The organism is Pseudomonas sp. RIT-PI-AD (assembly GCF_025642785.1).
Classification (GTDB): Bacteria; Pseudomonadota; Gammaproteobacteria; order Pseudomonadales; family Pseudomonadaceae; genus Pseudomonas_T.
In genome coordinates, this window is sequence record NZ_JANZKU010000004.1 from 165,574 (window position 1) to 188,731 (window position 23,158).

General features: G+C 66.8%; 20 protein-coding genes. 7 read left to right on the forward strand and 13 right to left on the reverse strand.

Going from position 1 to position 23,158, the window contains the following annotated elements:
• Positions 1-51 precede the first annotated feature (51 nt).
• The 3 genes from tsaB to ppc form a co-directional block, all read right to left on the reverse strand.
• Positions 52-732 carry a tRNA (adenosine(37)-N6)-threonylcarbamoyltransferase complex dimerization subunit type 1 TsaB gene (tsaB, locus tag OGL92_RS05215; protein ID WP_263141295.1) on the reverse strand — a complete coding sequence of 227 codons (681 nt, stop codon included), beginning with the start codon at positions 730-732 and terminating at the stop codon, positions 52-54.
• A gap of 143 nt (positions 733-875) precedes the next feature.
• On the reverse strand, positions 876-1,523 hold the full coding sequence (adk, locus tag OGL92_RS05220) for an adenylate kinase (RefSeq protein ID WP_263141297.1): 648 nt from the start codon (positions 1,521-1,523) through the stop codon (positions 876-878).
• 155 nt (positions 1,524-1,678) lie between these two features.
• Entirely contained in the window at positions 1,679-4,315 is a 2,637-nt protein-coding gene (gene ppc, locus OGL92_RS05225) for a phosphoenolpyruvate carboxylase (protein WP_263141300.1), read from the reverse strand.
• A gap of 429 nt (positions 4,316-4,744) precedes the next feature.
• Here ppc and OGL92_RS05230 point away from each other — a divergent pair, with 429 nt between their 5' ends.
• Both OGL92_RS05230 and OGL92_RS05235 read left to right on the forward strand, forming a co-directional pair.
• Complete coding sequence (locus tag OGL92_RS05230; RefSeq protein ID WP_263141303.1) at positions 4,745-5,167, forward strand: DUF4398 domain-containing protein; 423 nt, start codon at positions 4,745-4,747, stop codon at positions 5,165-5,167.
• A gap of 48 nt (positions 5,168-5,215) precedes the next feature.
• Positions 5,216-6,013, forward strand: coding sequence for an OmpA family protein (locus tag OGL92_RS05235; RefSeq protein ID WP_263141305.1), 798 nt, complete (start codon positions 5,216-5,218; stop codon positions 6,011-6,013).
• A gap of 59 nt (positions 6,014-6,072) precedes the next feature.
• Here the strand turns inward: OGL92_RS05235 and OGL92_RS05240 are convergent, their stop codons facing one another.
• From OGL92_RS05240 to OGL92_RS05280, 9 genes are all read right to left on the reverse strand, one after another.
• Positions 6,073-6,579 carry an O-acetyl-ADP-ribose deacetylase gene (locus OGL92_RS05240; protein WP_263141307.1) on the reverse strand — a complete coding sequence of 169 codons (507 nt, stop codon included), beginning with the start codon at positions 6,577-6,579 and terminating at the stop codon, positions 6,073-6,075.
• Between the two features lie 9 nt (positions 6,580-6,588).
• The gene (locus OGL92_RS05245; RefSeq protein ID WP_263141310.1) at positions 6,589-6,912 is read right to left on the reverse strand and encodes a hypothetical protein; all 324 of its coding nucleotides are present in this window, start codon (positions 6,910-6,912) and stop codon (positions 6,589-6,591) included.
• Positions 6,909-7,802 (reverse strand): alpha/beta fold hydrolase, encoded by an 894-nt coding sequence (locus OGL92_RS05250; RefSeq protein ID WP_263141312.1) that lies wholly within the window; start codon positions 7,800-7,802, stop codon positions 6,909-6,911. Before OGL92_RS05250 ends, OGL92_RS05245 begins: the two co-directional genes overlap by 4 nt.
• A gap of 255 nt (positions 7,803-8,057) precedes the next feature.
• A complete protein-coding gene (locus OGL92_RS05255; RefSeq protein WP_263141315.1) occupies positions 8,058-9,353 on the reverse strand; it encodes a flavohemoglobin expression-modulating QEGLA motif protein in 1,296 nt (431 codons plus the stop codon).
• A 7-nt stretch (positions 9,354-9,360) separates the two neighbouring features.
• Positions 9,361-9,924, reverse strand: coding sequence for a hypothetical protein (locus OGL92_RS05260; RefSeq protein ID WP_263141316.1), 564 nt, complete (start codon positions 9,922-9,924; stop codon positions 9,361-9,363).
• Positions 9,925-9,969: 45 nt separating this feature from the next.
• Positions 9,970-10,683, reverse strand: a complete 714-nt coding sequence (locus tag OGL92_RS05265) for a TetR family transcriptional regulator (RefSeq protein WP_263141319.1) — start codon at positions 10,681-10,683, stop codon at positions 9,970-9,972.
• A 315-nt stretch (positions 10,684-10,998) separates the two neighbouring features.
• Entirely contained in the window at positions 10,999-12,501 is a 1,503-nt protein-coding gene (gene lysS, locus OGL92_RS05270) for a lysine--tRNA ligase (RefSeq protein ID WP_263141320.1), read from the reverse strand.
• Between the two features lie 97 nt (positions 12,502-12,598).
• Positions 12,599-13,694 (reverse strand): peptide chain release factor 2 gene (gene prfB, locus OGL92_RS05275; protein WP_263141322.1). Its coding sequence is split into 2 segments (ribosomal slippage): positions 12,599-13,621 and positions 13,623-13,694, totalling 1,095 coding nucleotides; the frame shifts between segments, so codons are not numbered across the junction.
• A 144-nt stretch (positions 13,695-13,838) separates the two neighbouring features.
• The gene (locus OGL92_RS05280; protein WP_263141324.1) at positions 13,839-14,567 is read right to left on the reverse strand and encodes a tellurite resistance TerB family protein; all 729 of its coding nucleotides are present in this window, start codon (positions 14,565-14,567) and stop codon (positions 13,839-13,841) included.
• A 214-nt stretch (positions 14,568-14,781) separates the two neighbouring features.
• Here OGL92_RS05280 and OGL92_RS05285 point away from each other — a divergent pair, with 214 nt between their 5' ends.
• The 5 genes from OGL92_RS05285 to OGL92_RS05305 all read left to right on the forward strand — a co-directional run bounded on the left by OGL92_RS05285 (position 14,782) and on the right by OGL92_RS05305 (position 21,500).
• Positions 14,782-15,693, forward strand: coding sequence for a LysR family transcriptional regulator (locus OGL92_RS05285; protein WP_263141327.1), 912 nt, complete (start codon positions 14,782-14,784; stop codon positions 15,691-15,693).
• Between the two features lie 142 nt (positions 15,694-15,835).
• Entirely contained in the window at positions 15,836-17,299 is a 1,464-nt protein-coding gene (locus OGL92_RS05290) for a gamma-aminobutyraldehyde dehydrogenase (RefSeq protein WP_263141535.1), read from the forward strand.
• A gap of 167 nt (positions 17,300-17,466) precedes the next feature.
• Positions 17,467-18,624 carry an iron-containing alcohol dehydrogenase gene (locus OGL92_RS05295; protein WP_263141329.1) on the forward strand — a complete coding sequence of 386 codons (1,158 nt, stop codon included), beginning with the start codon at positions 17,467-17,469 and terminating at the stop codon, positions 18,622-18,624.
• An 11-nt stretch (positions 18,625-18,635) separates the two neighbouring features.
• Positions 18,636-19,967 carry an APC family permease gene (locus tag OGL92_RS05300; RefSeq protein ID WP_263141331.1) on the forward strand — a complete coding sequence of 444 codons (1,332 nt, stop codon included), beginning with the start codon at positions 18,636-18,638 and terminating at the stop codon, positions 19,965-19,967.
• A 108-nt stretch (positions 19,968-20,075) separates the two neighbouring features.
• A complete protein-coding gene (locus tag OGL92_RS05305; protein WP_263141332.1) occupies positions 20,076-21,500 on the forward strand; it encodes a gamma-aminobutyraldehyde dehydrogenase in 1,425 nt (474 codons plus the stop codon).
• A gap of 130 nt (positions 21,501-21,630) precedes the next feature.
• On the opposite strand, the gene OGL92_RS05310 is transcribed toward OGL92_RS05305, so the two are convergent.
• Positions 21,631-23,142, reverse strand: coding sequence for a M4 family metallopeptidase (locus OGL92_RS05310; RefSeq protein ID WP_276583762.1), 1,512 nt, complete (start codon positions 23,140-23,142; stop codon positions 21,631-21,633).
• Between the last annotated feature and the right edge of the window lie 16 nt (positions 23,143-23,158).

Sequence of the window (23,158 nt, forward strand, 5' to 3'; positions counted from 1 at the left end):
CGCTTGGCAATTGCGCGACGGCGGAAGCGCCCTCTGGACTGACAGAAGGTGTCACGGCGCCTTTTTCGGGGTCGCGACGCTGTCGCGCAGGTACACCGGCTGGGCCTCCTCGGCGGGCAATGCCTCGCCTCGCGTCCAGGCATGCCGGGCCAGACTCAGCAGGTCCTCAGCGTGGGGCAACAGCGTGCCATCGCGGCCCGCCACCGTGCTCGGCAAGCGCTCGCCGAAGGTGCCCCAGCCGGTGCCGGCGCCGAACCAGTCGCCCGTCGCGTCCGCCGGCAAGTGGGCCCGTTCCGGCGGCAGGACCGCTTCCTCACCGGCCAGGCGCATCTCTTCGGCCTCCAGCCGATAGCACCCCCAGTACACCTCGTCCATCCGCGCATCGATAGCCGTCGCGACCTGCCGGGCACCCCGCTCGCGCCAAGCGCGCTGCGCCAGCGCCGCCAGGTTGGAAACCGGCAACACCGGCCGCTCCAAGGCGAAGGCCAGGCCCTGGACCACCCCGACCGCGATGCGCACGCCGGTGAAGGCACCGGGCCCGCGGCCGAAGGCGATGGCATCCAGCGCCGCCAGCCCTATGCCGGCCTCGGCCAACAGTGTCTGGATCATCGGCAACAGTCGCTGGGCGTGCAGGCGCGGGATCACCTCGTAATGGCTGAGCACCCGGCCATCGTGCAGCAGGGCGACCGAGCAGGCTTCGGTGGCGGTATCCAGGGCCAGCAAGGTGGTCATGAGGCGTGTCCGGCGGCGAAAAAAGGCCGGCGATTGTAGCAGGTCGGAGCGGGGAAAAAGGATTTCGGCGGGTGGCCGGCGTCGCGCGCGACAGGCGCGGCGGCGGCGCCCAGCCTTGGATGCTGGCTGGGCGGACGGCCGGCTCAGTCGAGCGCGGCGAAGACCTTGGCGGTGATCTGTTCCACGGAGCCGACACCGGCGACGGCGCTGTACTTCGGCGTGCCCTGGGTGGCGGCGAGCTTCTGGTAGAAATCCACCAGCGGCTTGGTCTGCGAGTGGTAGATCGACAGCCGATGGCGCACGGTGGCTTCCAGGTCGTCTTCGCGCTGCACCAGGTCCTCGCCGGTCAGGTCGTCCTTGCCGGCGACCTTCGGCGGGTTGTGCTCGGTGTGATAGATGCGGCCGGAGGCCGGGTGCACGCGGCGACCGGCGATGCGCGAGACGATCTCCTCGTCGTCGACGGCGATTTCCACCACGTGATCGATGTCAACGCCGGCATTCTTCAGCGCTTCGGCCTGGGGAATGGTGCGCGGGAAACCGTCGAAGAGGAAACCGTTGGCGCAATCCGCCTGCTGGATACGTTCCTTGACCAGGTCGATGATGATGTCGTCGGACACCAGGCCGCCGCTGTCCATCACGCCCTTGACCTTGAGCCCCAGCGGGCTGCCGGCCTTGATGGCGGCGCGGAGCATGTCGCCCGTGGAGATTTGCGGAATCGCGAATTTCTCGGTGATGAAGCGAGCCTGAGTACCTTTGCCGGCACCGGGCGCCCCCAGCAGAATCACGCGCATCGATGTGCTCCTCAAAATGGTTGGAAACCGTCGGATTCGCCTCGTGGGGCCAATCTCGCTATGGGTCCTGGCGGCGTCGAACGGCCAAAAGGTTGACCAAGATACACAGCGCACCCACCCCGCACAAGCCGCCGAAAGTTGGAGGGAACCGGCCCTCAGCCGGTGTTGCGCAAGCCCGCCGCGATCCCCGCAACGCTCACCAGCAACGCCTGTTCCAGAGGGCTGTCGGCCCCCTGCTCGACCCGTCTGGAACGGGCCAGGAGCTCCGCCTGGAGCAGGTGCAGCGGGTCCAGGTAGGTGTTGCGCACTTCGATGGACTCGCGGGTCTCGGGATTGTGGGCGAGCAGCTCCGACTGATCGGTCAGCCTCAGCATGGCGGTAGTCACCTGCGACAATAGGTCGCGTAACTGTTCGCCCAGGAGCAGCAGCTCGGGCTCCACCAGGCGCGCGTCGTAGAGGGCGGCGATATTGCCGTCGGCCTTGGCCAGGACCATCTCCAACATGTCGATCCGCGTGCGGAAGAACGGCCAGCCCTCGCGCATGCGGCGCAGCAGTTCGCCTTCGTCGCGGGCCTCGGCCTGCGCCAGGGCACGCTCCCAGCCGAGCCAGGCCGGCAGCATCAGGCGGGTCTGGGTCCAGGCGAAGATCCACGGGATCGCCCGCAGGCTTTCCACGCCGCCGCTGCGGCGCTTGGCCGGACGGCTGCCCAGGGGCAAGCGCCCAAGCTCCTGCTCCGGGGTGGCCTGGCGGAAATAAGCGACGAAGCGCGGATGCTCGCGCACGATGTCCCGGTAACCGGCCAGGCCATCGGCGGCCAGGCGGTCCATTTGCTCCCGCCAGGCCGCTTCGGGCGCCGGCGGTGGCAGCAGGGTGGCCTCCAGCACGGCGGCCAGGTAGAGCTCGAGGTTCTGCTCGGCGATCGCCGGCAAGCCGAATTTGAAGCGGATCATCTCGCCCTGCTCGGTGGTGCGGAAACGTCCCCGCACCGACCCCGGCGGCTGCGAAAGGATCGCCGCGTGGGCGGGGCCGCCACCACGGCCGACCGTGCCGCCACGGCCATGGAACAGCAGCAGCTCGACGCCATGCCGCGCGCACACCTCCACCAGGGTTTCCTGGGCGCGGTACTGCGCCCAGGCCGCGGCGGTGGTGCCGGCGTCCTTGGCCGAATCGGAGTAGCCGATCATCACTTCCTGCGGCCCGTACAGGCGGGAGCGGTAGCCCGGCAGGCCGAGCAAGGCATCGATGGCCGGACCGGCGTTATCCAGGTCGGCCAAGGTCTCGAACAGCGGCACCACGCGCATCGGCCGCTGCAACCCGGTCTCCTTCAACAACAGCAACACCGCGAGCACATCCGAAGGCGCGGCGGCCATGGAGATCACATAGGAGCCCAATGATGCCGCCGGCGCTTCGGCGATCACCCGGCAGGTGGCGAGGACCTCGGCGGTGTCCGCCGCGGGTTCGAAATGCGTCGGCAGCAGCGGCCGCCGGCTATCCAGTTCGGCCAGGAGGAAGCGCGTCCGCGCCGCCTCGTCCCAATCGGCGTAGCGGCCGAGGCCCAGGTATTCGGTGATTTCGCTGAGGGCGGCGGCATGCCGCCCAGCATCCTGGCGAACGTCCAGGCGCGCCAGGAACAGCCCGAAGGTGGTGGCGCGGCGCAGGCAGTCGAGCAGTTCGCCGTCGGCGATCACGCCCATGCCGCAGGCGTGCAGCGAGCGGTGGCAAAGCTCCAGCGGCTCGATCAGTTCGCGGTTGTCCTGCAACACCGCGGTGTCGGGCAGGCTCTCTTCGCGCAACGCCGCCTCGGCCCAGGCGCGGGTGGCGTGCAGGCGCATGCGCAGTTGTTTCAACAGCGTCCGGTAGGGCTCCGGGTGCACGCCGACGGACAGACGCAACTCGTCGCTGGCCTGGTGCATCGACAGCTCGCCCGCCAACCGGTCGATGTCGCGCAGGTACAGGTCGGCCGCCATCCAGCGCGCCAGCAGCAAGACCTCGCGGGTGGCGGCGGCGGTGACATTGGGATTGCCGTCGCGGTCGCCGCCCATCCAGGAGGCGATCCGGATTGGCGCCGCCTGCAGAGGCAAGCGCTGCCCGGTGGCGGCCTGGAGCACCTGGTCGGTATGCCGCAGGACGTTGGGCAGCGCGTGCCAGAGCGAATGCTCGATGACCGCGAAGCCCCACTTGGCCTCTTCCACCGCAGTGGGCCGGTGCCGACGGATTTCTTCGGTATGCCAGGCCTCGGCGATCAACCGTTGCAAGCGCTGGCGCACCGCCAGCCGCTCGCCCTCGGTCAGGTCGAGGTGGTCCTGATTGCCCAGTTCGGCGGCGATGGCATCGTATTTCTGGATCAACGTGCGCCGTGCGACTTCGGTCGGATGGGCCGTGAGCACCAGCTCAATATCCAGCCCGGTGACCTGCTCGGCCAGCTCGGGCGGGGCATGGCCGGCCTGTTTCAGCCGCTCCAGCAACTCGCTCAACACACGGTTCTCGAAGGGTTCGGGCTCGTCGGGCCGGCGCCGACGGATGTGGTGGTATTGCTCGGCGATGTTCGCGAGGTTGAGGAACTGGTTGAACGCACGGGTCACCGGCAACAGTTCGTCCTCGCCGAGTCCGTCGAGGCTTTCGGTGAGCTGGCGCTGGCCTTGCGCGGACCCCTGGCGGGCGGTCTTGGCGCCCTTGCGTATGCGCTCGATGGTGTCGAGGAAGGCGTCGCCGTATTGGCTGCGGATGGTTTCGCCGAGCAGTTCGCCCAGCAAGTGCACGTCCTCGCGCAGGCGCGCGTCGATTTCCATCATGGCTGACTCTCCGTTCGGGCTGTGCTTTTCAGAGTGTCGTCGCGGCCGGAAGTTACAGGCGCGTCACCGGGGAGACGCCTTGGGTCGCGGCTGCGACCGACAGCCGCACCCTCTATTAAAGCGGACGAGCAGATGGGGCACTGCCCAGGCGGCTCGAACCCTCCCACGCGCGCCTTTCTCGTGGGCCTTAAACAGGGGTGCAGCGGGGCATCCCGGGGGCCAGACAAAGCCCGACGCCATCCGGGGCACAGCGGCCAATCGCCATCCATGGGGAAAAGTATTGAACATTTGCAAACGACGACCGGTCACACCCAATACGTCGAGGCACCAACCATGTACTTGAATCAGGTGCCTATTACCGCTGATTTTCCTTGATCTCGCGGCATATTGCGTGATTCGGGCAGCAATGTTTTTCAGGAAAAATCCCTAATGGAGCCGATACCCATGAAGACATCCCTCTCTACCCCCGCCCACTCGCTTCGTGGCTTCAAACTGGCTGGTCTCGCGCTGGGAAGCAGCCTGGTTCTGGCAGGTTGCGCCGGCAATCCCCCCACCGAGCAATTCGCCGTCACCAACACCGTGGTGAAGAGCGCCGTCAGTGCCGGCGCCACCGAATATGCCCCGGTTGAAATGAAGACGGCCCAGGACAAGTTCAACCAAGCCGAAATGCAGCTCCACGACAAACACTACGACGAAGCGCGTCGCCTCGCCGAACAGGCCGAGTGGGATGCCCGCGTAGCGGAGCGCAAGGCGCAGGCGGTCAAGGCCGAGAAGACCCTGCAAGACGCCCAGCAAGGTGTCCAGCAGCTGCGCGAGGAAGGTTCGCGGGCGCCGATCATCATCAACAATTGAGTTCGACCGCCGTCACGACATTTTTCGAAAGAATAAGGACGATTCGTCATGCATAAATACATCGCCATTCCCGTTCTATCCGCTCTCAGCCTGGCCCTGGTGGCTTGTGCCTCCAAGCCCAACCCCAACCTGGAGCAGGCGCGCAGCAACTATTCCGCCCTGCAGAGCCAGCCGCAGGCCAACAGCCTGGCCGCTCTGGAGACCAAGGAAGCCGGCGACATGCTGTCCCGTGCCGAGCAGGCCTACCGCGACAAGCAGAAAGAAGCCCAGGTCGACCAGTTGGCCTACCTGACCAACCAGCGCGTACAGGTCGCCCAGCAGACCATCAAGCTGCGCACCGCCGAGAACGACCTGAAGAACGCCGCCAGCCAGCGTACCCAGGCGCAACTGGATGCCCGTACCCAGCAAATGAACGTGCTGAAGAACGAGCTGCAAAACCTCAAGCCGCAGCAGACCGATCGTGGCGCGGTGATCACCCTGGGCGACATGCTGTTCGAAGTCGACCGTGCCGAGCTGAAACGCAGCGGCCTGGCCAACGTCCAGCAACTCGCCACCTTCCTCAGCCAGCATCCGGAGCGGATGGTCGTGGTGGAAGGCTTCACCGACAGCACCGGCACCGTCGAGCACAACCTGCGCCTGTCCCAGGCCCGGGCCGACTCCGTGCGTCGCGCGCTGGTCTCGATGGGGGTTTCGCCGCAACGCATCACCACCCAAGGCTTCGGCAAGGACTACCCGGTGGCGGACAACAACACCGCCAGCAACCGGGCGCTCAACCGTCGCGTGGAAGTGACCGTCTCCAACGGTCCGGACCCGGTCGCCCCGCGTGGCCCGCGCGTTCTTCAATAACGCTGCTCGCCTCATGAAAAAGCCCGCCTGGTGCGGGCTTTTTCATGCCTGGCGTTCGGCTAGTGGGCGTCCAGCAGGCGGCGGTAGAGGGTCGCCATCTCGGCGGAAAAGGCCACCAGCACGGCGCGTTGCAGCGAGCTGCCCGCCGGCCGCCGGCGGGTCAGCGCCGCCACGGCGATGGTCGCGGCCTGTTCGAGCGGATAGCCGTAGACGCCGCAACTGATGGCCGGAAAGGCGATGCTGCGTACACCAGCGGATTCCGCCAGCGCCAGGCTGTTCGCGTAGCAGGCGGCGAGCAGGGCCGGCTCGCCCTGGGTACCGCCCTGCCAGACCGGGCCTACGGTGTGGATCACATGGGCCGCCGGCAGCGCGAACCCCGGGGTGAGCTTCGCCTGGCCGGTGGGGCAGCCGCCCAGGGTCCGGCAGTGGTTCAACAGCTCCTTGCCGGCAGCACGGTGGATCGCGCCATCCACGCCTCCCCCGCCCAGCAGCGAGGCGTTGGCCGCGTTGACGATCGCGTCCACCTGCAACCGGGTGATGTCGCCCTGCCAGACCTCGACCTGCATATCACGCCCTCATTGTTCGACTTGCGGGGTGTCCTGGCCGACGCAACGGACCGCCTGCTTGCGGTTGTCCACCAGTACGCCGGACAGGCCTTTCTGCTGGGTATCGAACAGCACCAGCACGCCATCCATGCACTGCGCCATCTGCGCGGCGGGTTGCAGGGAGATCTTGTAGTCCTCCCCCGGCAGGGTCTTCAGCATGGTGAATTCCGCCAGCAGGAGGGCGTCTTCCTCCTTGGCGAAATGCAGGTAGCCGTAGTACCAGAGCACCAGCACGGTGCCGAGGATACTGCAGATACCGGTGACGATCAGCGGAAGGGGATTGCGTTCGCTCATTGGGGATTCTCTGGGTTCGGGACTTCAGCCAGCCGGCGCAGGCCGACGAAACCGCGTGGGTCTTCGAGGTAGCGCAGCATCACTTCGCGCCAGACCGGGTCGGCGAAGGTCTGCACATGCCCGCCGCGGGTCGGCTGGAACACCCGTGGCGGCGGCGCAGCTTGATACAAGCGCACGCCGTTGGAAAGGGGCACCACGGCGTCGTCGAGGCTGTGGTAGATCAGCATCGGCAGCCCGGCGACCCGCGGAATGGCGTCGAGGGCGCTGTCGCCATCGGGTACCAGCCAGGACAGCGGCACTTGCAGCGGCCAGGTTAGCCAGCTGCCGCCGAGGGTGTATTGCGCCACGTCACGGTAGCCGGCGGGCACCCCGTCGAGGACCAACGCCTTCAGCTCCTGGCGACGCTGCGGATGCTCCGCCAGGTAATGCAGCGCCAGCGCGCCGCCGAGGCTCTGGCCGAGCACCACCCTCGGCCTGTTCCGGGTCTCCGGCGCCTGGTCCAGCCAGGCGAAGGCCGCATCGATATCCTGATAGACACCGGGCAGGCCCGGCTCCCCCGCGGACAACCCATAGCCACGGTAATCCAGCATCAGGACCTGGTAACCCTGCTCCGGCAGCCACCAGCTGCCGCCGAGGTGCATGGCCAAGTTGCCGCCGTTGCCGTGCAGGTGCAGCACGGTGCCTTTCACCGCGACGCCGGCCTTGGCCGGCAGCCACCAGGCGTGCAAGCGGGTACCGTCGGCGGCGACCAGGTAGAGGTCGCGGTATTGCAGCCCGGCCCGTTGCGGGGTGAAGGGCTGGCCGGGCTGGGGATAGAACAGCAGCGAACTGCATGCGCTCAGCGCGAGCCCGAGCATCAATGGCAGGATGGCGCGGAACAGGCGAGTCATGCCGCCTCCTCCGTTCCCGGGATGCGCAGGCAGCGCGCCGCTCCCAGGCACCGCCGGCAGGCTCGCCCGGCCTTCCGTCGACCGGCAATGGGCGGCAGCGCCAAGCCGATCATCGGGGGCCTGGGGATCGCGAAGGCGCTCCGTCGGCCGTGCTCGTCGTTCGAATACCGAGTGTTCCATGCATGGCTCGCTGTACGGTGTGGAAACGCCCCTGGACACGGGGCGGCACAGTGTCCACCGCCCGCCGGTGCACCGCTAGAGGATGTTGGCGTAGTCCGCCTCGATGCGGTCCAGGCTGAGGTGATTGAGGAAGTTGGAGAAACACATCCAGGCGGACAGGGCGTTGAGGTCGCGGAATTGCGCCGGCAGGTACTTCGGCGGCACCACCAGGCCTTCGTCCACCAACTGGCGCAAGGTACGCATGTCCTCCAGGGTGGTCTTGCCGCAGAACAGCAACGGGATCTGCTCCAGCTTGCCCTTGCGCACCGCGAGCTGGATGTAGTTGTAGATCATGATGAAACCCTTGAGGTACGACAGGTCCTTGGTGAACGGCAGGCCGTCGGGCGCGGCGCCGCGGAACACCCGGCTGGCGTTGCCGTAGGCGTCCTCCAGGCCGTAGCCCTGGTCGAGGAAGAAGCGGTGAACCTCGAGGAAATCGGCGCCCTCCTCTGCCATGTGGATCGCGCGGGTGCGGTTGGTCAGCTTGCGCAGGCGCGTCGGGTAGGAGGCGAAGGCGATGACCTCCATCAGGATCGCCAGCCCCTCCTGGGTCACGGTGGAGGACGGCGGCCCCTTGGCGAGGAAGGTGCAGATCGGCTGGGCCAGCCCGTTCAGGGTGGTGCCGACGTGCACCAGCCCCTCGTGAACCTCCAGGGCGCGCACGTCGCGCTCGTTGAACAAGGCATCGGCGCGCACCTTGATGTAGTCGGCGCCGGCCGCCGCGTCGGCGACGATACCGTCGGACTCGAAGACCCGGATGGTCCCCTCGCCCTCGCCGAACACCTGGCTCAGCCGGCTTTGCAGCATGGCCACGGCGTCCTTGGCGGTCAGCGTCTTGGGTTCGTCCTTGAGGTCGCCGCGCCCGTCGATGTTGTTCAGGTAGTCGGAGAGCATCAGGCCGAGGTCCGCCAGGGTCGGGTCGCCGGCGTGGAAGGCATCCGAGGCGGCGCCGTAGAGCTCCTGGGAAATCAGCCCGAAATCGGCGGTCCCGCGCGCTTCGAGCATGCGGATCACCATGCGGTATTCCTTGCACATGCGGCGCATGATCTGCCCGACCGGATTGAACTGGCCGAGCTGCCGGGTGATGTCCCGCTCGATGTTCTGGAATTCCAGCTTTTTCGCCGAGGAATCGAAGGCCAGCGGCCGGCTTTCGTAATAGGCGCGGTCCACCGCCGGCAGGCGGGCACCCTGGGCCTGGAGGAAGGCGTTGCGGACGCCGTCGTCCCACTTCACGGCGTCCAGGATGCGGATCGGGGTCTGCGCCAGGACGATGCGGTCGGACAGGGCGCGAATGATCTGGTGGTAATCGTTGCTGACAGTGCGTCGCGTCATCGGCGCCTCATGGGGTGGCGCGCCAGTAATGCGCGGCCAGGGTGAATGCATCGGAATTGGCCGGGTCGTCGAGGTAGGCGAACAGCGGCTGCAGCGGCCCCCGGAACCACAGGCCCTCGCCCGGGGCGTCGGCGCCGGGAACGGCGCCCAGGCGCCCCTCCGAGAGGGCCTGGCGCAGGCGCGCCACATCGAGACTGTAGATCAGCAATTCGCCGGCCGCGCTCAGTTCGAAGCCGCCGAGCAGATAGCGGCCGGCGTCGCCTTGCGGTAAGCGCGCGGAAAAATACCAGCGCTCGCCATGCCGGGCGACAGTGAAGTCGAAGCGCCCGTTGTCGGTGGCCGGCGCCTTGGAAGCGGCAGGCCCCTGGCGGGTGAAGTGCGCACGGTAGCGGTTGTCGCCGATCCGCTCGATGCGCAGCAGGCGGGTGTCGCCCCAGTCATCGACGAGCGTCCAGTCGCCGAGCAGGGCGGCGGGCGCGGCGGTGACGGGGGGAAGGGTTTCGTCGAAGGTGACCAGGCAGCCGCCCAGTACCAGGGATAGCAGAGCGATGCACAGGAACCGGACATTCATAGGCGCTCCTCGGGACGCATGGTGCGCCGGATGACCTGCCCGCGTTCAGAGACCCATCATCAAGTACAGATAGCGCCTCAGGACAACCCGCATTTCGTCGGCGTCCAGGTTGTCCTCGCCGTCGAGCAGGGCCTGATATTCCATCTGCAAGACGATGGCGGTCAAGACCTTGGCATCGGCCGTGGGCTCGTCGGTGCCGAGAATCCGGAAGAAATGCTCGATGCCGCGATAGAGGATCCGGCGATAGGCGTCGGCCAGTTCCCGCAGGTTCGGGTTGATCAGCACTTCCTGGCGAAACGCCTGCTCGGCCAGCAGCATCGCCCGGTTCTCCGCCACCTGGCCGCGCACGTAGCCGATGGCCATTTCGACGATCCGATCGGTGAGCGACTGGCGGGTCGCCCGATCGGTGCCGCGGGCCTGGGCGAACACCTGCAGGTCACCTTCGATGTGCGTCCAGAAGACACTCATGTTCTCCGCGCTGCGCTCGACGAACTGGGCGAAGGTGTCGGTGATCAGGTCGTTGATGTCCTTGAAGTAATAGGTGGTCGCCGAAAGCGGTACGTTGGCCTCGGCGGCCACCGCCCGGTGCCGCACGGCCCGCACGCCATCGCGCACGATGATGCGCATGGTGCTGTCGAGGATCGCCTGGCGGCGCTGCTCGCTGCCGAGCCGGCTGGCCTTGCGGCCCTGATACTTCACACTCTCGGCAACCGCCCCGGCCACCCGGGCTGCGCTTTCGTGATAGGGCTTTTCATTCAAAACGCGCACTCCTGCGTTACGACGAAGCGCAACCGTCCGTTCACCGCGCGAACGCGAAAGGAAAAACCGCCAATCGGGAGGGTGATTTCCTGCCTCGCGAACCCTCGGGCACGGAGGCCAACGAAGGCGCCTCTCCGCCTGGACGCTGCCCGAGCATTAAATCACCAAAGGGCCACCATTGGTGCTTGAACTTTAGTCCTAGAAACCCCTGGCGCATTCGCGGCAGGGCCGCGAGCGCCGGTGCCGTGGCCTTTCGCCGGGCAAAAAAGAACCGCCACGCGGGCGGTTCCAGGGATGACGCGAACAGCGCCCGGGCTAGGCGGGACGCATGTGCGGGAACAGGATGACGTCGCGGATCGATGGCGAGTCGGTCAACAGCATCACCAGGCGATCGATGCCGATGCCTTCGCCGGCGGTGGGCGGCATGCCGTACTCCAGGGCGCGGACGAAGTCGGCGTCGAAATGCATGGCTTCGTCGTCGCCGGCATCCTTGTCCGCCACCTGGGCCATGAAGCGCTCGGCCTGGTCTTCCGCGTCGTTCAACTCGGAATAGGCGTTGGCGATCTCGCGGCCGCCGATGAACAGCTCGAAGCGGTCGGTGACGCTGGGGTTGCGGTCGTTACGCCGAGCCAACGGCGAGACCTCGAAGGGGTACTGGGTGATGAAGTGCGGCTGCTCCAGCTTGTGCTCCACCAGCTCCTCGAAAATCATCACCTGCAGCTTGCCCAGGCCCTCGAAGCCCAGCACCTTGGCGCCGGCCTTCTTGGCGATCTCGCGGGCCTTGTCGAGGTCGGTGAGGTCGGCCGCGGTCAGTTCCGGGTTGTACTTGAGGATCGAATCGAATACCGACAGCCGCGCGAAGGGCTCGCCGAAGTGGAACACCTTGCCCTGGTAGGGCACGTCGGTGCTGCCCAGCACCGCGAGGGCCAGTTCGCGGAACAGCTCCTCGGTGAGGTCCATGTTGTCCTCGTAGTCGGCGTAGGCCTGGTAGAACTCCAGCATGGTGAATTCGGGGTTGTGCCGGGTCGAGACGCCTTCGTTGCGGAAGTTACGGTTGATCTCGAACACCCGCTCGAACCCGCCGACCACCAGGCGCTTGAGGTACAGCTCCGGGGCGATGCGCAGGAACATCGGCATGTCCAGCGCGTTGTGGTGGGTCTCGAAGGGTTTCGCCGCGGCGCCGCCGGGAATCGTCTGCAGCATCGGCGTTTCCACTTCGAGGAAATCGCGCTCGGCGAGGAAGCGGCGGATGTGCGCGATCACCTGGGACCGCACGCGGAAGGTCTGGCGCACCTCGTCGTTGACCATCAGGTCGACGTAGCGCTGGCGATAGCGGGTTTCGGTGTCGGTCAGGCCGTGGTGCTTGTCCGGCAGCGGCCGCAGCGACTTGGTCAGCAGGCGGACCGACTCCATGTGCACGTAGAGGTCGCCCTTGCCCGAGCGCGCCAGGGTGCCCTCGGTGGCGATGATGTCGCCCAGGTCCCAGTGCTTGATGGCCTCGAGGGTCTCGGCCGGCAGTTTCTTGCGGTCGACGTAGACCTGGATGCGCCCGCTCATGTCCTGGATGACCATGAACGCGCCGCGGTTGAGCATGATGCGCCCGGCCACCTTGACCTTGATCCCCGCCTCCTCCAGCGCTTCCTTGGTCTTGCCTTCGCAGCGCTTCTGCAAGTCTTCGCAGTAGCTGTCGCGGCGGAAGTCGTTGGGGAAGACGATGCCCTGGGCCTCGCGCAGGCCGGCCAGCTTCTCCTTGCGCTGGGCGATCAGCTTGTTCTCTTCCTCGTGCAGGGCTTGCGGGTTCAGCGGTTGTTCGCTCATGGTCGTGTGTTTTCCGTCATGGGTGCGCTCGGGCGCACCGGTCTTCAAGCGGTGGAACCGCCCTCCCCGCCGCCAGGCGCGACGGAGGGCGCGGGTATCAGAGCCCTTGTTTCAGGCTGGCCTCGAGGAACTCGTCGAGGTCGCCATCGAGCACGGCGTCGCAGTTGCTGTTCTCGATCCCGGTGCGCAGATCCTTGATCCGCGACTGGTCGAGCACATAGGAGCGGATCTGGTGGCCCCAGCCGATATCCGACTTGGAGTCCTCCAGGGCCTGGGAGGCGGCGTTGCGCTTCTGGATCTCCTGCTCGTACAACTTGGCCCGCAACATCTTCATCGCGGTGTCCTTGTTGGCGTGCTGGGAGCGCTCGTTCTGGCAGCTCACCACGGTGTTGGTGGGCACGTGGGTGATACGCACCGCGGAGTCGGTGGTGTTGACGTGCTGGCCGCCGGCGCCGGACGAGCGATAGGTGTCGATGCGCAGGTCGGCCGGGTTGATCTCGATCTCGATGTTGTCGTCGATTTCCGGCGACACGAACACCGCGGTGAACGAGGTGTGGCGGCGGTTGCCGGAGTCGAACGGGCTCTTGCGCACCAGCCGGTGCACGCCGATCTCGGTGCGCAGCCAGCCGAAGGCGTACTCGCCCTTGATGTGCAGGGTGGCGCCTTTGATCCCGGCGACCTCGCCGGCGGACAGCTCCATGATCTGGGCGTCGAAGCCGCGCTTGTCGGCCCAGCGCAGGTACATGCGCAGGAGCATGTTGGCCCAGTCCTGGGCCTCGGTGCCGCCGGAGCCGGCCTGGATGTCCAGGTAGGCGTTGTTGGCATCCATCTCGCCGCTGAACATGCGGCGGAATTCGAGTTTCTCGAGGATGCCGCGCAGGCGGTCGACTTCGCTGGCGACGTCGTTCACCGCGCCTTCGTCGTTCTCCTCGACCGCCATGTCCAGCAGGTCGCGGGAGTCGGCGAGGCCGCCGTGCAGGTCGTCCAGGGTCTCCACGATCAGCGCCAGTTGGGCGCGCTCGCGGCCCAGGTTCTGGGCGTACTCGGGGTCGTTCCAGACGTTGGGGTCTTCCAGTTCGCGGTTGACTTCGGTCAGGCGATCACGCTTCTGATCGTAGTCAAAGATACCCCCGAATGGTCTGGGTACGTTCGGAAAGGTCCTTGATGCTGTTGAGGATCGGGTTGATTTCCATGGCGGGCGGTACTCGCGGGCAAACGTTCGGAAAAGCCGGCGAGTATACCCCAGTCACCGCCGCCTGGCAGCCCGCGGCGAAGGCCGGCGGGCACCCCGCCCAGGCGGCGCCCGGCGCCGACGGAGCCCGTGCGGGAGAGCGTCTTCAGCGCACCTCGGGCTGGGCCCGCATCTGGGTTTCCAGTTGCTGCTTGAGCGACGGATCGAGCTTCAACTGGCGGGCCAGCTCGTCCAGGTAGGCGCGCTCCATGAAGTGCTCCTCGTCCACCATCATCAGGCTGGCCAGGTAGACCTCCGCCGCCATTTCCGGGGTGGTCGCGGCGCGGGCGACGTCGGCGGGATCCAGGGGCTTGTCCAGCTCCCGCTCCAGCCAGCCGCGCAGCTCGGGATCGGCGGTCAGTTTGCCGAGCTCCTCCTCGATCAACCGGCGCTCCTGCGCGTCCACGTGCCCGTCCGCCTTGGCGGCCGCCACCAGCGCCTTGAGGATCGCCTGACTGTGGCGCTCGGCCTCGGCCGGCGGAACGCGGTCGAGGGTTTGCGGAGCGCCTTGCGGCGCGTCCGCCTGCTGGGCCTGCCAGGTGCCGTAGGCCTTGTAGGCCAGCACGCCGAGCGCGGCCAGGCCGCCGTAGGCGATCGCCTGGCCACCCAGGGCACGCACCCGCTTGTTGCCCAGCAACAGGCCGAGCGCCCCGGCGGCGAGGGCGCTGCCGCCGGCGCCCTTCAACAGGCCGCCCGCGTCCGCGGCGCCCGGCTTGCCGCCGAGCAAATCGCCGAGGGCGTCGCCCAGGCCGCCGCCGGCCTGCCCCGACGCTTTGCGTTGCATCATGTCCTGACCGGACTTCAACAGGTGTTCGAGCAATCCTCGGGTATTCATCAGCGCACCTCCTGACGGGTCGCAATAAAGGTCGACCGACTGTAGCCCGGCGTTTCCCGCACGGGTCACCGAGAGTGCTTCGACATATTGCTGCGCACGTCGCCCGCACCACCCCATTGCCCTCTAATAAATAGAAGGCATGCGGCCATTTTCGACAAAGCGCCGCCGCTGGCGGATCATCGGCGGGTATTCAGCCTCCCGGACGCGCTCCCCTATGATGACCCTGCGCCAAATCCGCCACTTCATCGCCGTCGCAGAAACCGGCTCGATTTCCGCCGCCGCCCAGGCGGTCTTCATTTCCCAATCGACCCTGACCCTGGCGATCCAGCAATTGGAGGAGGAGATCGGCGTCAGCCTGTTCAACCGCCACGCCAAGGGCATGTCGCTGACCCACCAGGGCCACCAGTTCCTGCGCCAGGCGCACCTGATCCTGGCCACGGTGGATAACGCCAAGCGCAGCCTGCAGCAGAGCACCGACCAGGTGGCCGGCCACCTCACCGTCGGCGTGACCAGCCTGGTGGCGGGCTACTACCTGGCCGACCTGATCACCCGCTTCCAGCGCGCCTACCCCAACGTGGAGATGCGTGTGGTGGAGGACGAGCGCCCGTACATCGAGCACCTGCTGGTCAGCGGCGAAATCGACGTGGGCGTGCTGATCCTCTCCAACCTGGAGGACCGCCATGCGCTGCAGACCGAGGTCCTCACCCATTCGCCCCAGCGCCTCTGGCTACCGGCGCAGCACCCCTTGCTGGAGCGCGACAGCATCGGCCTGGCCGACGTCGCCGGCGAGCCCCTGATCCAACTGAACGCCGACGAAATGGGCCTGCACAGCCAGCGCGTGTGGAGCCGCGCCGGCCTGGCGCCCCACGTCACCCTGCGTACCGCGTCGGTGGAAGCGGTGCGCAGCCTGGTGGCGGCGGGGCTCGGCCTGTCGATCCAGGCGGACATGGCTTATCGGCCCTGGTCCCTGGAAGGCGACATCATCGAGGCGCGCACCCTGGTCGACCTCGGCGACACCCTGGACGTCGGCCTGGCCTGGCGGCGCGGCACCGCGCGACCGGCGCTGGTCGATCCCTTCCTCACCGTGGCACGCGAACAACCCCACGCCCGCAAGCTTTCGATTTAATCGAAGGCTGCTTTCGGTATTTAGAATTTGTCGCCCTCACCCACCGGACCTTAGGCTGCCTCTTCAAGAGGAGCGGTCCGGCTCAACGCCAGGAGACGCCATGACCCGCCCCGATGACATTCCCGCAGAGAGACGCCCGACGATGCCCGCCCCTGCCTCCATACCCGCCCTGCCCCGCGACCTGTTGATAGGCGGCCGGCTGGTGCTAGGCGAAGGCCCGACCGAGGCCATCGTCAACCCCGCCACCGGCGAGTTGCTCAGCGCTTTGGCCGAGGCCTCCCTGGACCAGGTGGAAACCGCCGTGCTCGGCGCCCAGCGCGCCTTCGCCGGTTGGTCGCGGACCACCCCGGCGCAACGGGCCACCGCCCTGCTGGCCATCGCCGATGCCATCGACGCCCGCGCCGACGACCTCGCCCGCCTGGAAGCCCTGAATTGCGGCAAGCCTTTCCACTTGGCGTTGCAGGACGACCTCCCCGCCGCCTCGGACGTGTTCCGCTTCTTCGCCGGCGCGGTGCGCTGCCAGCAGGGCCAGCTCGCTGGCGAATACGTGCCCGGCCACACCAGCATGGTGCGCCGCGACCCGGTGGGCGTGGTGGCGTCCATCGCCCCCTGGAACTATCCGCTGATGATGGCCGCCTGGAAGATCGCGCCGGCGCTGGCGGCCGGCAATACCCTGGTGTTCAAGCCCTCGGAACATACGCCGCTGTCGATCCTGGCGCTGGCGCCGGTGCTGGCGGAGATCCTTCCTCCCGGGGTGATCAACATCCTCTGCGGCGGCGGCGATGGCGTCGGCAGCCAGTTGGTCGGCCACCCCAAGGTGCGCCTGGTGTCGCTCACCGGCGATATCGTCACTGGCCAGAAGATCCTGCAAAGCGCTGCGCGCACGCTGAAGCGCACCCATCTGGAGCTGGGCGGCAAGGCGCCGGTGATCGTCTGCGACGACGCCGACCTCGACGCGGTGATCGAAGGCGTGCGCACCCACGGTTACTACAACGCCGGCCAGGACTGCACGGCGGCCTGTCGCCTGTACGTGCAGGCCGGTATCCACGACCGCCTGCTCGGCCGCCTCGGCGAGGCGGTGGCCAGCCTGCGCTTCGCGCAACGACGCGACCAGGACAACGAAATCGGCCCGCTGATCAGTGCGCGCCAGCGCGACCGGGTGGCCAGCTTCGTCGAGCGGGCGTTGAGCCAGCCGCACATCGAGCGGATCACCGGCGCCGCGGTGCACTCCGGCCCCGGCTTCTATTACCAGCCGACCCTGCTCGCCGGATGCCGGCAGAGCGACGAGATCGTCCAGCGCGAGGTGTTCGGCCCGGTGGTCACCGTCACCCGCTTCGACGAACTGGAGCAGGCCGTGGAATGGGCCAACGATTCCGAATACGGCCTGGCGTCCTCGGTGTGGACGCAGAACCTGGACAAGGCGCTGCAGGTCGCCGCGCGCCTGCAATACGGCTGCACCTGGATCAACACCCATTTCATGCTGGCCAGCGAGATGCCCCATGGCGGCCTCAAGCGCTCCGGCTACGGCAAGGACCTGTCCAGCGATTCGCTGCAGGACTACAGCGTGGTGCGCCACATCATGGCGCGCCACGGCTCCCTGCCCTGAGACATCCGCGGGCGCAACCCGCGGACACGACAAGAAAAAGCAGCACGCCAACCCTTCACTGCCCGCCACAACAACTTCAAAGGAGCGGCCGACACCATGCCCGATTGCCCGCGGTTACCGACGCGACTCGCCCCCATTCCCTGCCTGGACGACCCGAGGAGGTCCTGATGAATTTCCAATTCCTGCTCCCCACCCGGATCATCATGCAGCCGGGGCTACGCGCCCGCACCGGTGAACACCTGCAGCAGCTGGGCCTGAAGAAGGTGCTGATCGTCACCGATCCCGGCGTCAAGCGCGCCGGCCTGCTGGATGCCATCTACCGCAGCCTGGAACAGGCGGGCATCGCCTACGCCGAGGTCAGCGACGTCAAGCCGAACCCGCGCAGCGAAGACTGCAACCTGGCGGCCGACCTCTATCGCGGCAAAGGCATCGAGGGCCTGCTGGCCGTCGGCGGCGGCAGCGCCATGGATGCCGCCAAGGCGATCAGCGTGCTGCTGACCCACGAAGGCCGCGTCGAGGACTACGAAGGTGCGTTCACCCTGCAACGCGATGTGCTGCCGATCGTCGCGCTGCCGACCACCGCCGGCACCGGCAGCGAAGTGACCTTCTTCTCGGTGATCACCGACACCGTGCGGCACTTCAAGATGAGCCTGCTGGACTATCGCATCGGACCGGTGATGGCCCTGCTCGACTCCGACATCACCGCGACCCTGCCGGCGCCCATCGCCGCCAGCACCGGGATGGACGCCCTCACCCATGCCATCGAGGCCTACACCGGCAAGCCGGCCAACCCGATCAGCGACGGCCTGGCGCTGCACGCGATCCGCCTGATCAGCCGCTACCTGCTGCCGGCGGTGAGGGACGCCGACAACCGCGAGGCCCGCGAACAGATGCTCATCGCCAGCCTGATTGCCGGCATGGCCTTCGGCAACGCCGACATCGCCAGCGTGCATTGCATTTCCGAGGCCATCGGCGGCCTCTACGACACGCCCCACGGTGTCGGCAACGCGATCTTCCTGCCGTTCGTCTTCAGCCACAACCGCGATGCCGACCTGCAACGCCATGCCGACGTGGCCTACGCCCTCGGCGTGGACCCGACCCTGGACGCCGCGACCGCCGCGGAGAAGGCCGTCGAGCGGCTGTTCGAGATGAGCCGCGAACTGGGCATCCCACGCTTCGGCCAGGTACCGGGGGTGCGCGAGCAGGACTTCGCGCTGATCGCGGAGAAATCCAAGAGCAACATTTCCGATGCCAGCAACGCCAAGCCGATGACCCACGAGAGCTACCTCGCGATCATCCGCGAGGCCTACCACTACACCGCGTAGAGACGACAACAATGACAATTCATGTCGATACACAGCACCTCAAGAGGACCCTCGGGCCGGTTTCCGTGGTCCTGTTCGGCCTGGCGTTCATCGCCCCGCTGATCGTCTTCGGGACCTACGGGGTCATCGCCCAGGCCAGCCAGAACACCGTCGCGCTGTCCTACGTGGTGGCCTCGGTGGGCATCATCTTCACCGCCCTGAGCTATGGGCGGATGGTCCGGGTATTCCCCGCCGCCGGTTCGGCCTACACCTATACGCGCAAGATGCTCAATGCCAACTTCGGCTTCATGGTCGGCTGGGCGGCGCTGCTGGATTACTTCTTCATCCCGATGCTGATCTGGCTGCTGGGCGCCAGCTACCTCAACGTGGCCTTCCCCGAGGTGCCGCAGTGGTGCTGGATCACCGGGTTCATCGTCTCGACGACGGTGCTCAACATCCTCGGCATCCAGATCGCCAACCGCTTCAACATCATCCTGATGGTGGTGCAGCTGTCGATCATCGCGGTCTTCATCGCCCTCTGCTGGCACTACGTCTCGGCGGCCAACGGGCCGGGCGGCCTGCTCTCGGCCAAGCCGTTCTTCAACGCCGAGGTGCCGTTCGCGGCGACCATGGCCGGTGCCGCCATCGCCGCCTATTCGTTCCTCGGCTTCGATGCATTGTCGACCCTCAGCGAGGAAACCCTGGAGCCGAAGAAGACCATCCCGAAAGCCATCCTGCTGGTGGCGCTGATCGGCGGCGGCCTCTACGTGACCTCGGCCTACTTCATGCACCTGGCCCACCCGCAGGCGGTATTCGAGAACATCGACGGCGCGGCCTTCGAGATCGCCAAGATGATCGGCGGCGACCTGTTCTTCAGCGTGGTGCTGGCCGGCATCATCCTCGCCCACTTCGCCGCCGGGCTGTCGTTCCAGGCCAGCGTCGGGCGTCTGATGTTCGCCCTCGGCCGCGACCACCTGCTGCCGCAACGGGTCTTCGGCTACCTGCACCCGCGCTACAAGACGCCGGTGTTCAACATCATGCTGGCCGGTGCCTTCGGCCTGGTCGGCTTCGGCCTGACCATCGCCACCGCCACCTCGCTGGTCAACTTCGGCGCCTTCCTGGCCTTCACCTCGGTGAACCTCTGCGCGCTGAAACTGACCTTCGACCGCAGCGTTGGCGACCGCCCGGGCGTGCTGCGCGGCATCGTCTGCCCGCTGGCGGGTGCCATCACCTCGGGCTGGATGCTGATCAGCCTGGACAAGGACGCCCTGATCCTCGGCAGCCTGTGGTTGCTGGCGGGCCTGGTCTACCTGTGCTGCATGACCCGCCTGTTCCAACGCCCGACCCCGGAAGTGGCGGCCTGAGGCCGTCCGCCTCACGCCCGCCGACGCGGCGGGCGCGAGGCGGCATCGCGGTCGCCGCATTCTCTCCGCCTCCGGCGGACCTTCACCCATCGCCCAGACGAGGCCCCCATGCAAACCAAACTCCTGATCGACGGCCGCCTGGTCGCCGGCGAAGGCGCACGCCAAGCCATCCTCAACCCGTCCCTGGGCACGACCCTGGTGGACATCGCCGAAGCCAGCGGCGCCCAGGTGGATGCCGCGGTGCAGGCCGCCGAAACCGCCTTCGACGGCTGGTCGCAAACCCCGCCGAAGGATCGCGCGCAACGCCTGCTGGGGCTCGCCGACCTGATCGAGGCGAACGCCGACACCCTCGCCCGTCTGGAAGCGGACAACTGCGGCAAGCCCTACGCCAACGTGCTCAACGACGAGATCCCGGCGGTCGCCGACGTGTTCCGCTTCTTCGCCGGCGCCAGCCGCTGCCTGAGCGGTTCCGCCGCCGGCGAGTACCTGCCGGGGCACACCTCGATGATCCGTCGCGACGCGATCGGCGTGGTCGCCTCCATCGCCCCCTGGAACTACCCGCTGATGATGGCCGCGTGGAAACTCGCGCCGGCGCTGGCGGCGGGCAACACGGTGGTACTGAAACCGTCGGAGCAGACCCCGCTGACCGCGCTGAAACTGGCCGAGCTGGCCGCCCCGCAACTGCCCGCCGGCGTGCTGAACGTGGTCTTCGGCCGCGGCGCCACCGTCGGCAATCCGCTGGTGAACCATCCGCAGGTGCGCATGGTGTCCCTCACCGGCTCCATCGCCACCGGCTCCCACATCATTTCCAGCACCGCCGACAGCGTGAAACGCCTGCACATGGAACTGGGCGGCAAGGCGCCGGTGATCGTCTTCGACGACGCCGACCTGGACGCGGCCGTCGAGGGCATCCGCACCTTCGGCTTCTACAACGCCGGCCAGGACTGCACCGCGGCCTGCCGCATCTATGCGCAGAAAGGCATCTACGAGCGCTTCGTCGACAAACTGGGCGCCGCAGTCGCCAGCCTGAAGATCGGCCTGCAGGACGACCCGGCCACCGAACTCGGCCCCCTGATCACCGAACAGCATCGCGAGCGCGTCGCCGGCTTCGTCGCGCGCGCCAGCGCGCTGCCGCACATCCGCGTGGTCACCGGCGGCAAGCCGGTCGACGGTCCGGGGTTCTTCTTCCAACCCACGGTGCTGGCCGGCGCGCGCCAGGACGACGAGATCGTGCGCCGCGAAGTGTTCGGCCCGGTGGTATCGGTGACCTGCTTCGACGACGAAGCCCAGGTACTGGCCTGGGCCAACGCGTCCGACTATGGCCTGGCCTCGTCCGTCTGGACTCACGACCTGGGCCGCGCCCACCGCCTTGCCGCGCGCCTGCAATACGGCTGCACCTGGGTCAACACCCACTTCATGCTGGTCAGCGAGATGCCCCACGGCGGCGTGAAGCAATCGGGCTATGGCAAGGACATGTCCATGTACGGCCTGGAGGACTACACCGCGGTGCGCCACGTCATGTTCAAGCACTGAAATACGCCTCGCGTTTTCGCCCTGGCCGGACCGGGTTTCCGAACCATGGGCGAACGCGGATGCTTTTTCCGAGGCAAAAAAACGGGCCCCTGCGGGCCCGTTTCCTCGGGTGGAACGATGGATCACGCCCTTACAGCGAAGAGTTCGGGCAGGTGACGCCGACTTGCTGGAACGCGCTGACCACATCGGCGGAACCGTAGCTGCGGTTCTGCGCGGACTGGATCACGCCACACGCGCCTTGGTTGAAGGTGGAGTTCTCGGTCCAGTAGAAGCGGTTGGCATCCACGAACACTTCGAACGCCTTGCGGGTGTTCCAACCGGTTTTCTTCGCCAGCAGGTAGAAGGCTTTGTTGTAAACGCCGCTGGACAGGTGCACGTCGAGGCCGCTGCGGTACTTGGACGCGTGCTCGATGGAGCGACCGTCGCGGGACGGCGAATCCATGTAACGCAGGGCGCCTTGGCCCTTGAAGATGTCCGCGCCTACCAGCCAGTCGTTACGACCGTTGCGCATGTAGTACTCGGCCGCCTCGCCCGCCATGTCGGAGAAGGCTTCGTTCATGCCGCCCGACTGCCCGCTGTAGACCAGGCCGGAGTTCTGCTCGGTGAAGCCGTGGCTGATCTCGTGCGCGGTCACGTCCAGTGCCACCAGCGGATAGAAGCGCGAGCCGCCGTCGCCGAAGTTCATCGAGCTGCCGTCCCAGAACGCGTTCTCGTAGTTGCTGCCGTAGTGCACGTGCATATACAACTTCTGGCTGATCGGGCGCAGCCCGCCGAACCAGTTCTTGTACAGGTTGAAGACCACGCCGCCGAAATAGTGGGCGTCGTTCAACGGCGAGTAGGCACCATTGATCTGTTTGTAGTCGTTGTAGGGGCAGGCGAACTTGAACGGGGTGTTCAGCGAGGTGTTCTCGCTGCCGTTCAGGTTGACGGTGATCACATCGCCGCTGTTCATCTTGCAATCGCTGGTGACGGTCAGCGAGCCGTAGTCGGTGCCATAGACGTAGCGACCGGTCTTCTCGTTGCCGCCGGGACCGCTGGCCTGGGCATGGTTCAAGCCTTCCCACTGCTCCAGCACCGTGCCGTCGTTGGCGTTGATGATGAAGAAGGGACGGGTCGGCTCGTCGCCGGGCACGAAGTAGGAAACGACGTAGGCCAATTGCGCGACCTTCTGGTCGTTCAGGCGAACCACCAGCTCGGTCTTGTCGTTCAGGGTGGTACGGCCCTGGGCTTTCAGGCTCTTGGCTTGGCTCAGCGCCTGTTCGGCGGTGAGGGTCGGCTTGGTGCTGGCCACCAGGTCGGCACCGATGTTGGCGACGAAACGGCCGCTGCGGACCGGTTCGCTGATGGATTTCTGGTTACCGCTACCGCTGACTTCGGTGATGCTTTCACCCCAGATGCGTACACCCTTGTAGTACTGCTGGTAACGGGTGACCACCTTGCCCCCGGGCACCGCGCCGGTACGCAGAGGTTTCAGATCGCTTTCGCCCGCGCCGAGCTCGGCACGCAGGTCGGATTTACCGACGACGGTGCGCTTGCTCTTGAGCTGGGAGACATCGATCAGATCGGCCGCGAAAGAGACGGCCGGAAGGGTGAGAGAGGCCAGAAAAACGGCCTTTGTGGCGAAATTCCTCTTCATCGACATGCTTCTCCTGATTATC

Excerpts from the sequence above, each read along its gene's own strand:
- lysS (WP_263141320.1), bottom strand. The coding sequence starts at position 12,501 with ATGAGCGAACAACCGCTGAACCCGCAAGCCCTGCACGAGGAAGAGAAC.
- ppc (WP_263141300.1), bottom strand. The coding sequence starts at position 4,315 with ATGATGGAAATCGACGCGCGCCTGCGCGAGGACGTGCACTTGCTGGGC.
- OGL92_RS05280 (WP_263141324.1), bottom strand. The coding sequence starts at position 14,567 with ATGAATACCCGAGGATTGCTCGAACACCTGTTGAAGTCCGGTCAGGAC.
- OGL92_RS05260 (WP_263141316.1), bottom strand. The coding sequence starts at position 9,924 with ATGAATGTCCGGTTCCTGTGCATCGCTCTGCTATCCCTGGTACTGGGC.
- OGL92_RS05310 (WP_276583762.1), bottom strand. The coding sequence starts at position 23,142 with ATGTCGATGAAGAGGAATTTCGCCACAAAGGCCGTTTTTCTGGCCTCT.
- OGL92_RS05300 (WP_263141331.1), top strand. The coding sequence starts at position 18,636 with ATGACAATTCATGTCGATACACAGCACCTCAAGAGGACCCTCGGGCCG.
- tsaB (WP_263141295.1), bottom strand. The coding sequence starts at position 732 with ATGACCACCTTGCTGGCCCTGGATACCGCCACCGAAGCCTGCTCGGTC.
- OGL92_RS05235 (WP_263141305.1), top strand. The coding sequence starts at position 5,216 with ATGCATAAATACATCGCCATTCCCGTTCTATCCGCTCTCAGCCTGGCC.
- OGL92_RS05290 (WP_263141535.1), top strand. The coding sequence starts at position 15,836 with ATGCCCGCCCCTGCCTCCATACCCGCCCTGCCCCGCGACCTGTTGATA.
- adk (WP_263141297.1), bottom strand. The coding sequence starts at position 1,523 with ATGCGCGTGATTCTGCTGGGGGCGCCCGGTGCCGGCAAAGGTACTCAG.
- OGL92_RS05250 (WP_263141312.1), bottom strand. The coding sequence starts at position 7,802 with ATGACTCGCCTGTTCCGCGCCATCCTGCCATTGATGCTCGGGCTCGCG.
- OGL92_RS05285 (WP_263141327.1), top strand. The coding sequence starts at position 14,782 with ATGATGACCCTGCGCCAAATCCGCCACTTCATCGCCGTCGCAGAAACC.
- OGL92_RS05295 (WP_263141329.1), top strand. The coding sequence starts at position 17,467 with ATGAATTTCCAATTCCTGCTCCCCACCCGGATCATCATGCAGCCGGGG.
- OGL92_RS05230 (WP_263141303.1), top strand. The coding sequence starts at position 4,745 with ATGGAGCCGATACCCATGAAGACATCCCTCTCTACCCCCGCCCACTCG.
- OGL92_RS05240 (WP_263141307.1), bottom strand. The coding sequence starts at position 6,579 with ATGCAGGTCGAGGTCTGGCAGGGCGACATCACCCGGTTGCAGGTGGAC.
- OGL92_RS05305 (WP_263141332.1), top strand. The coding sequence starts at position 20,076 with ATGCAAACCAAACTCCTGATCGACGGCCGCCTGGTCGCCGGCGAAGGC.
- OGL92_RS05245 (WP_263141310.1), bottom strand. The coding sequence starts at position 6,912 with ATGAGCGAACGCAATCCCCTTCCGCTGATCGTCACCGGTATCTGCAGT.
- OGL92_RS05255 (WP_263141315.1), bottom strand. The coding sequence starts at position 9,353 with ATGACGCGACGCACTGTCAGCAACGATTACCACCAGATCATTCGCGCC.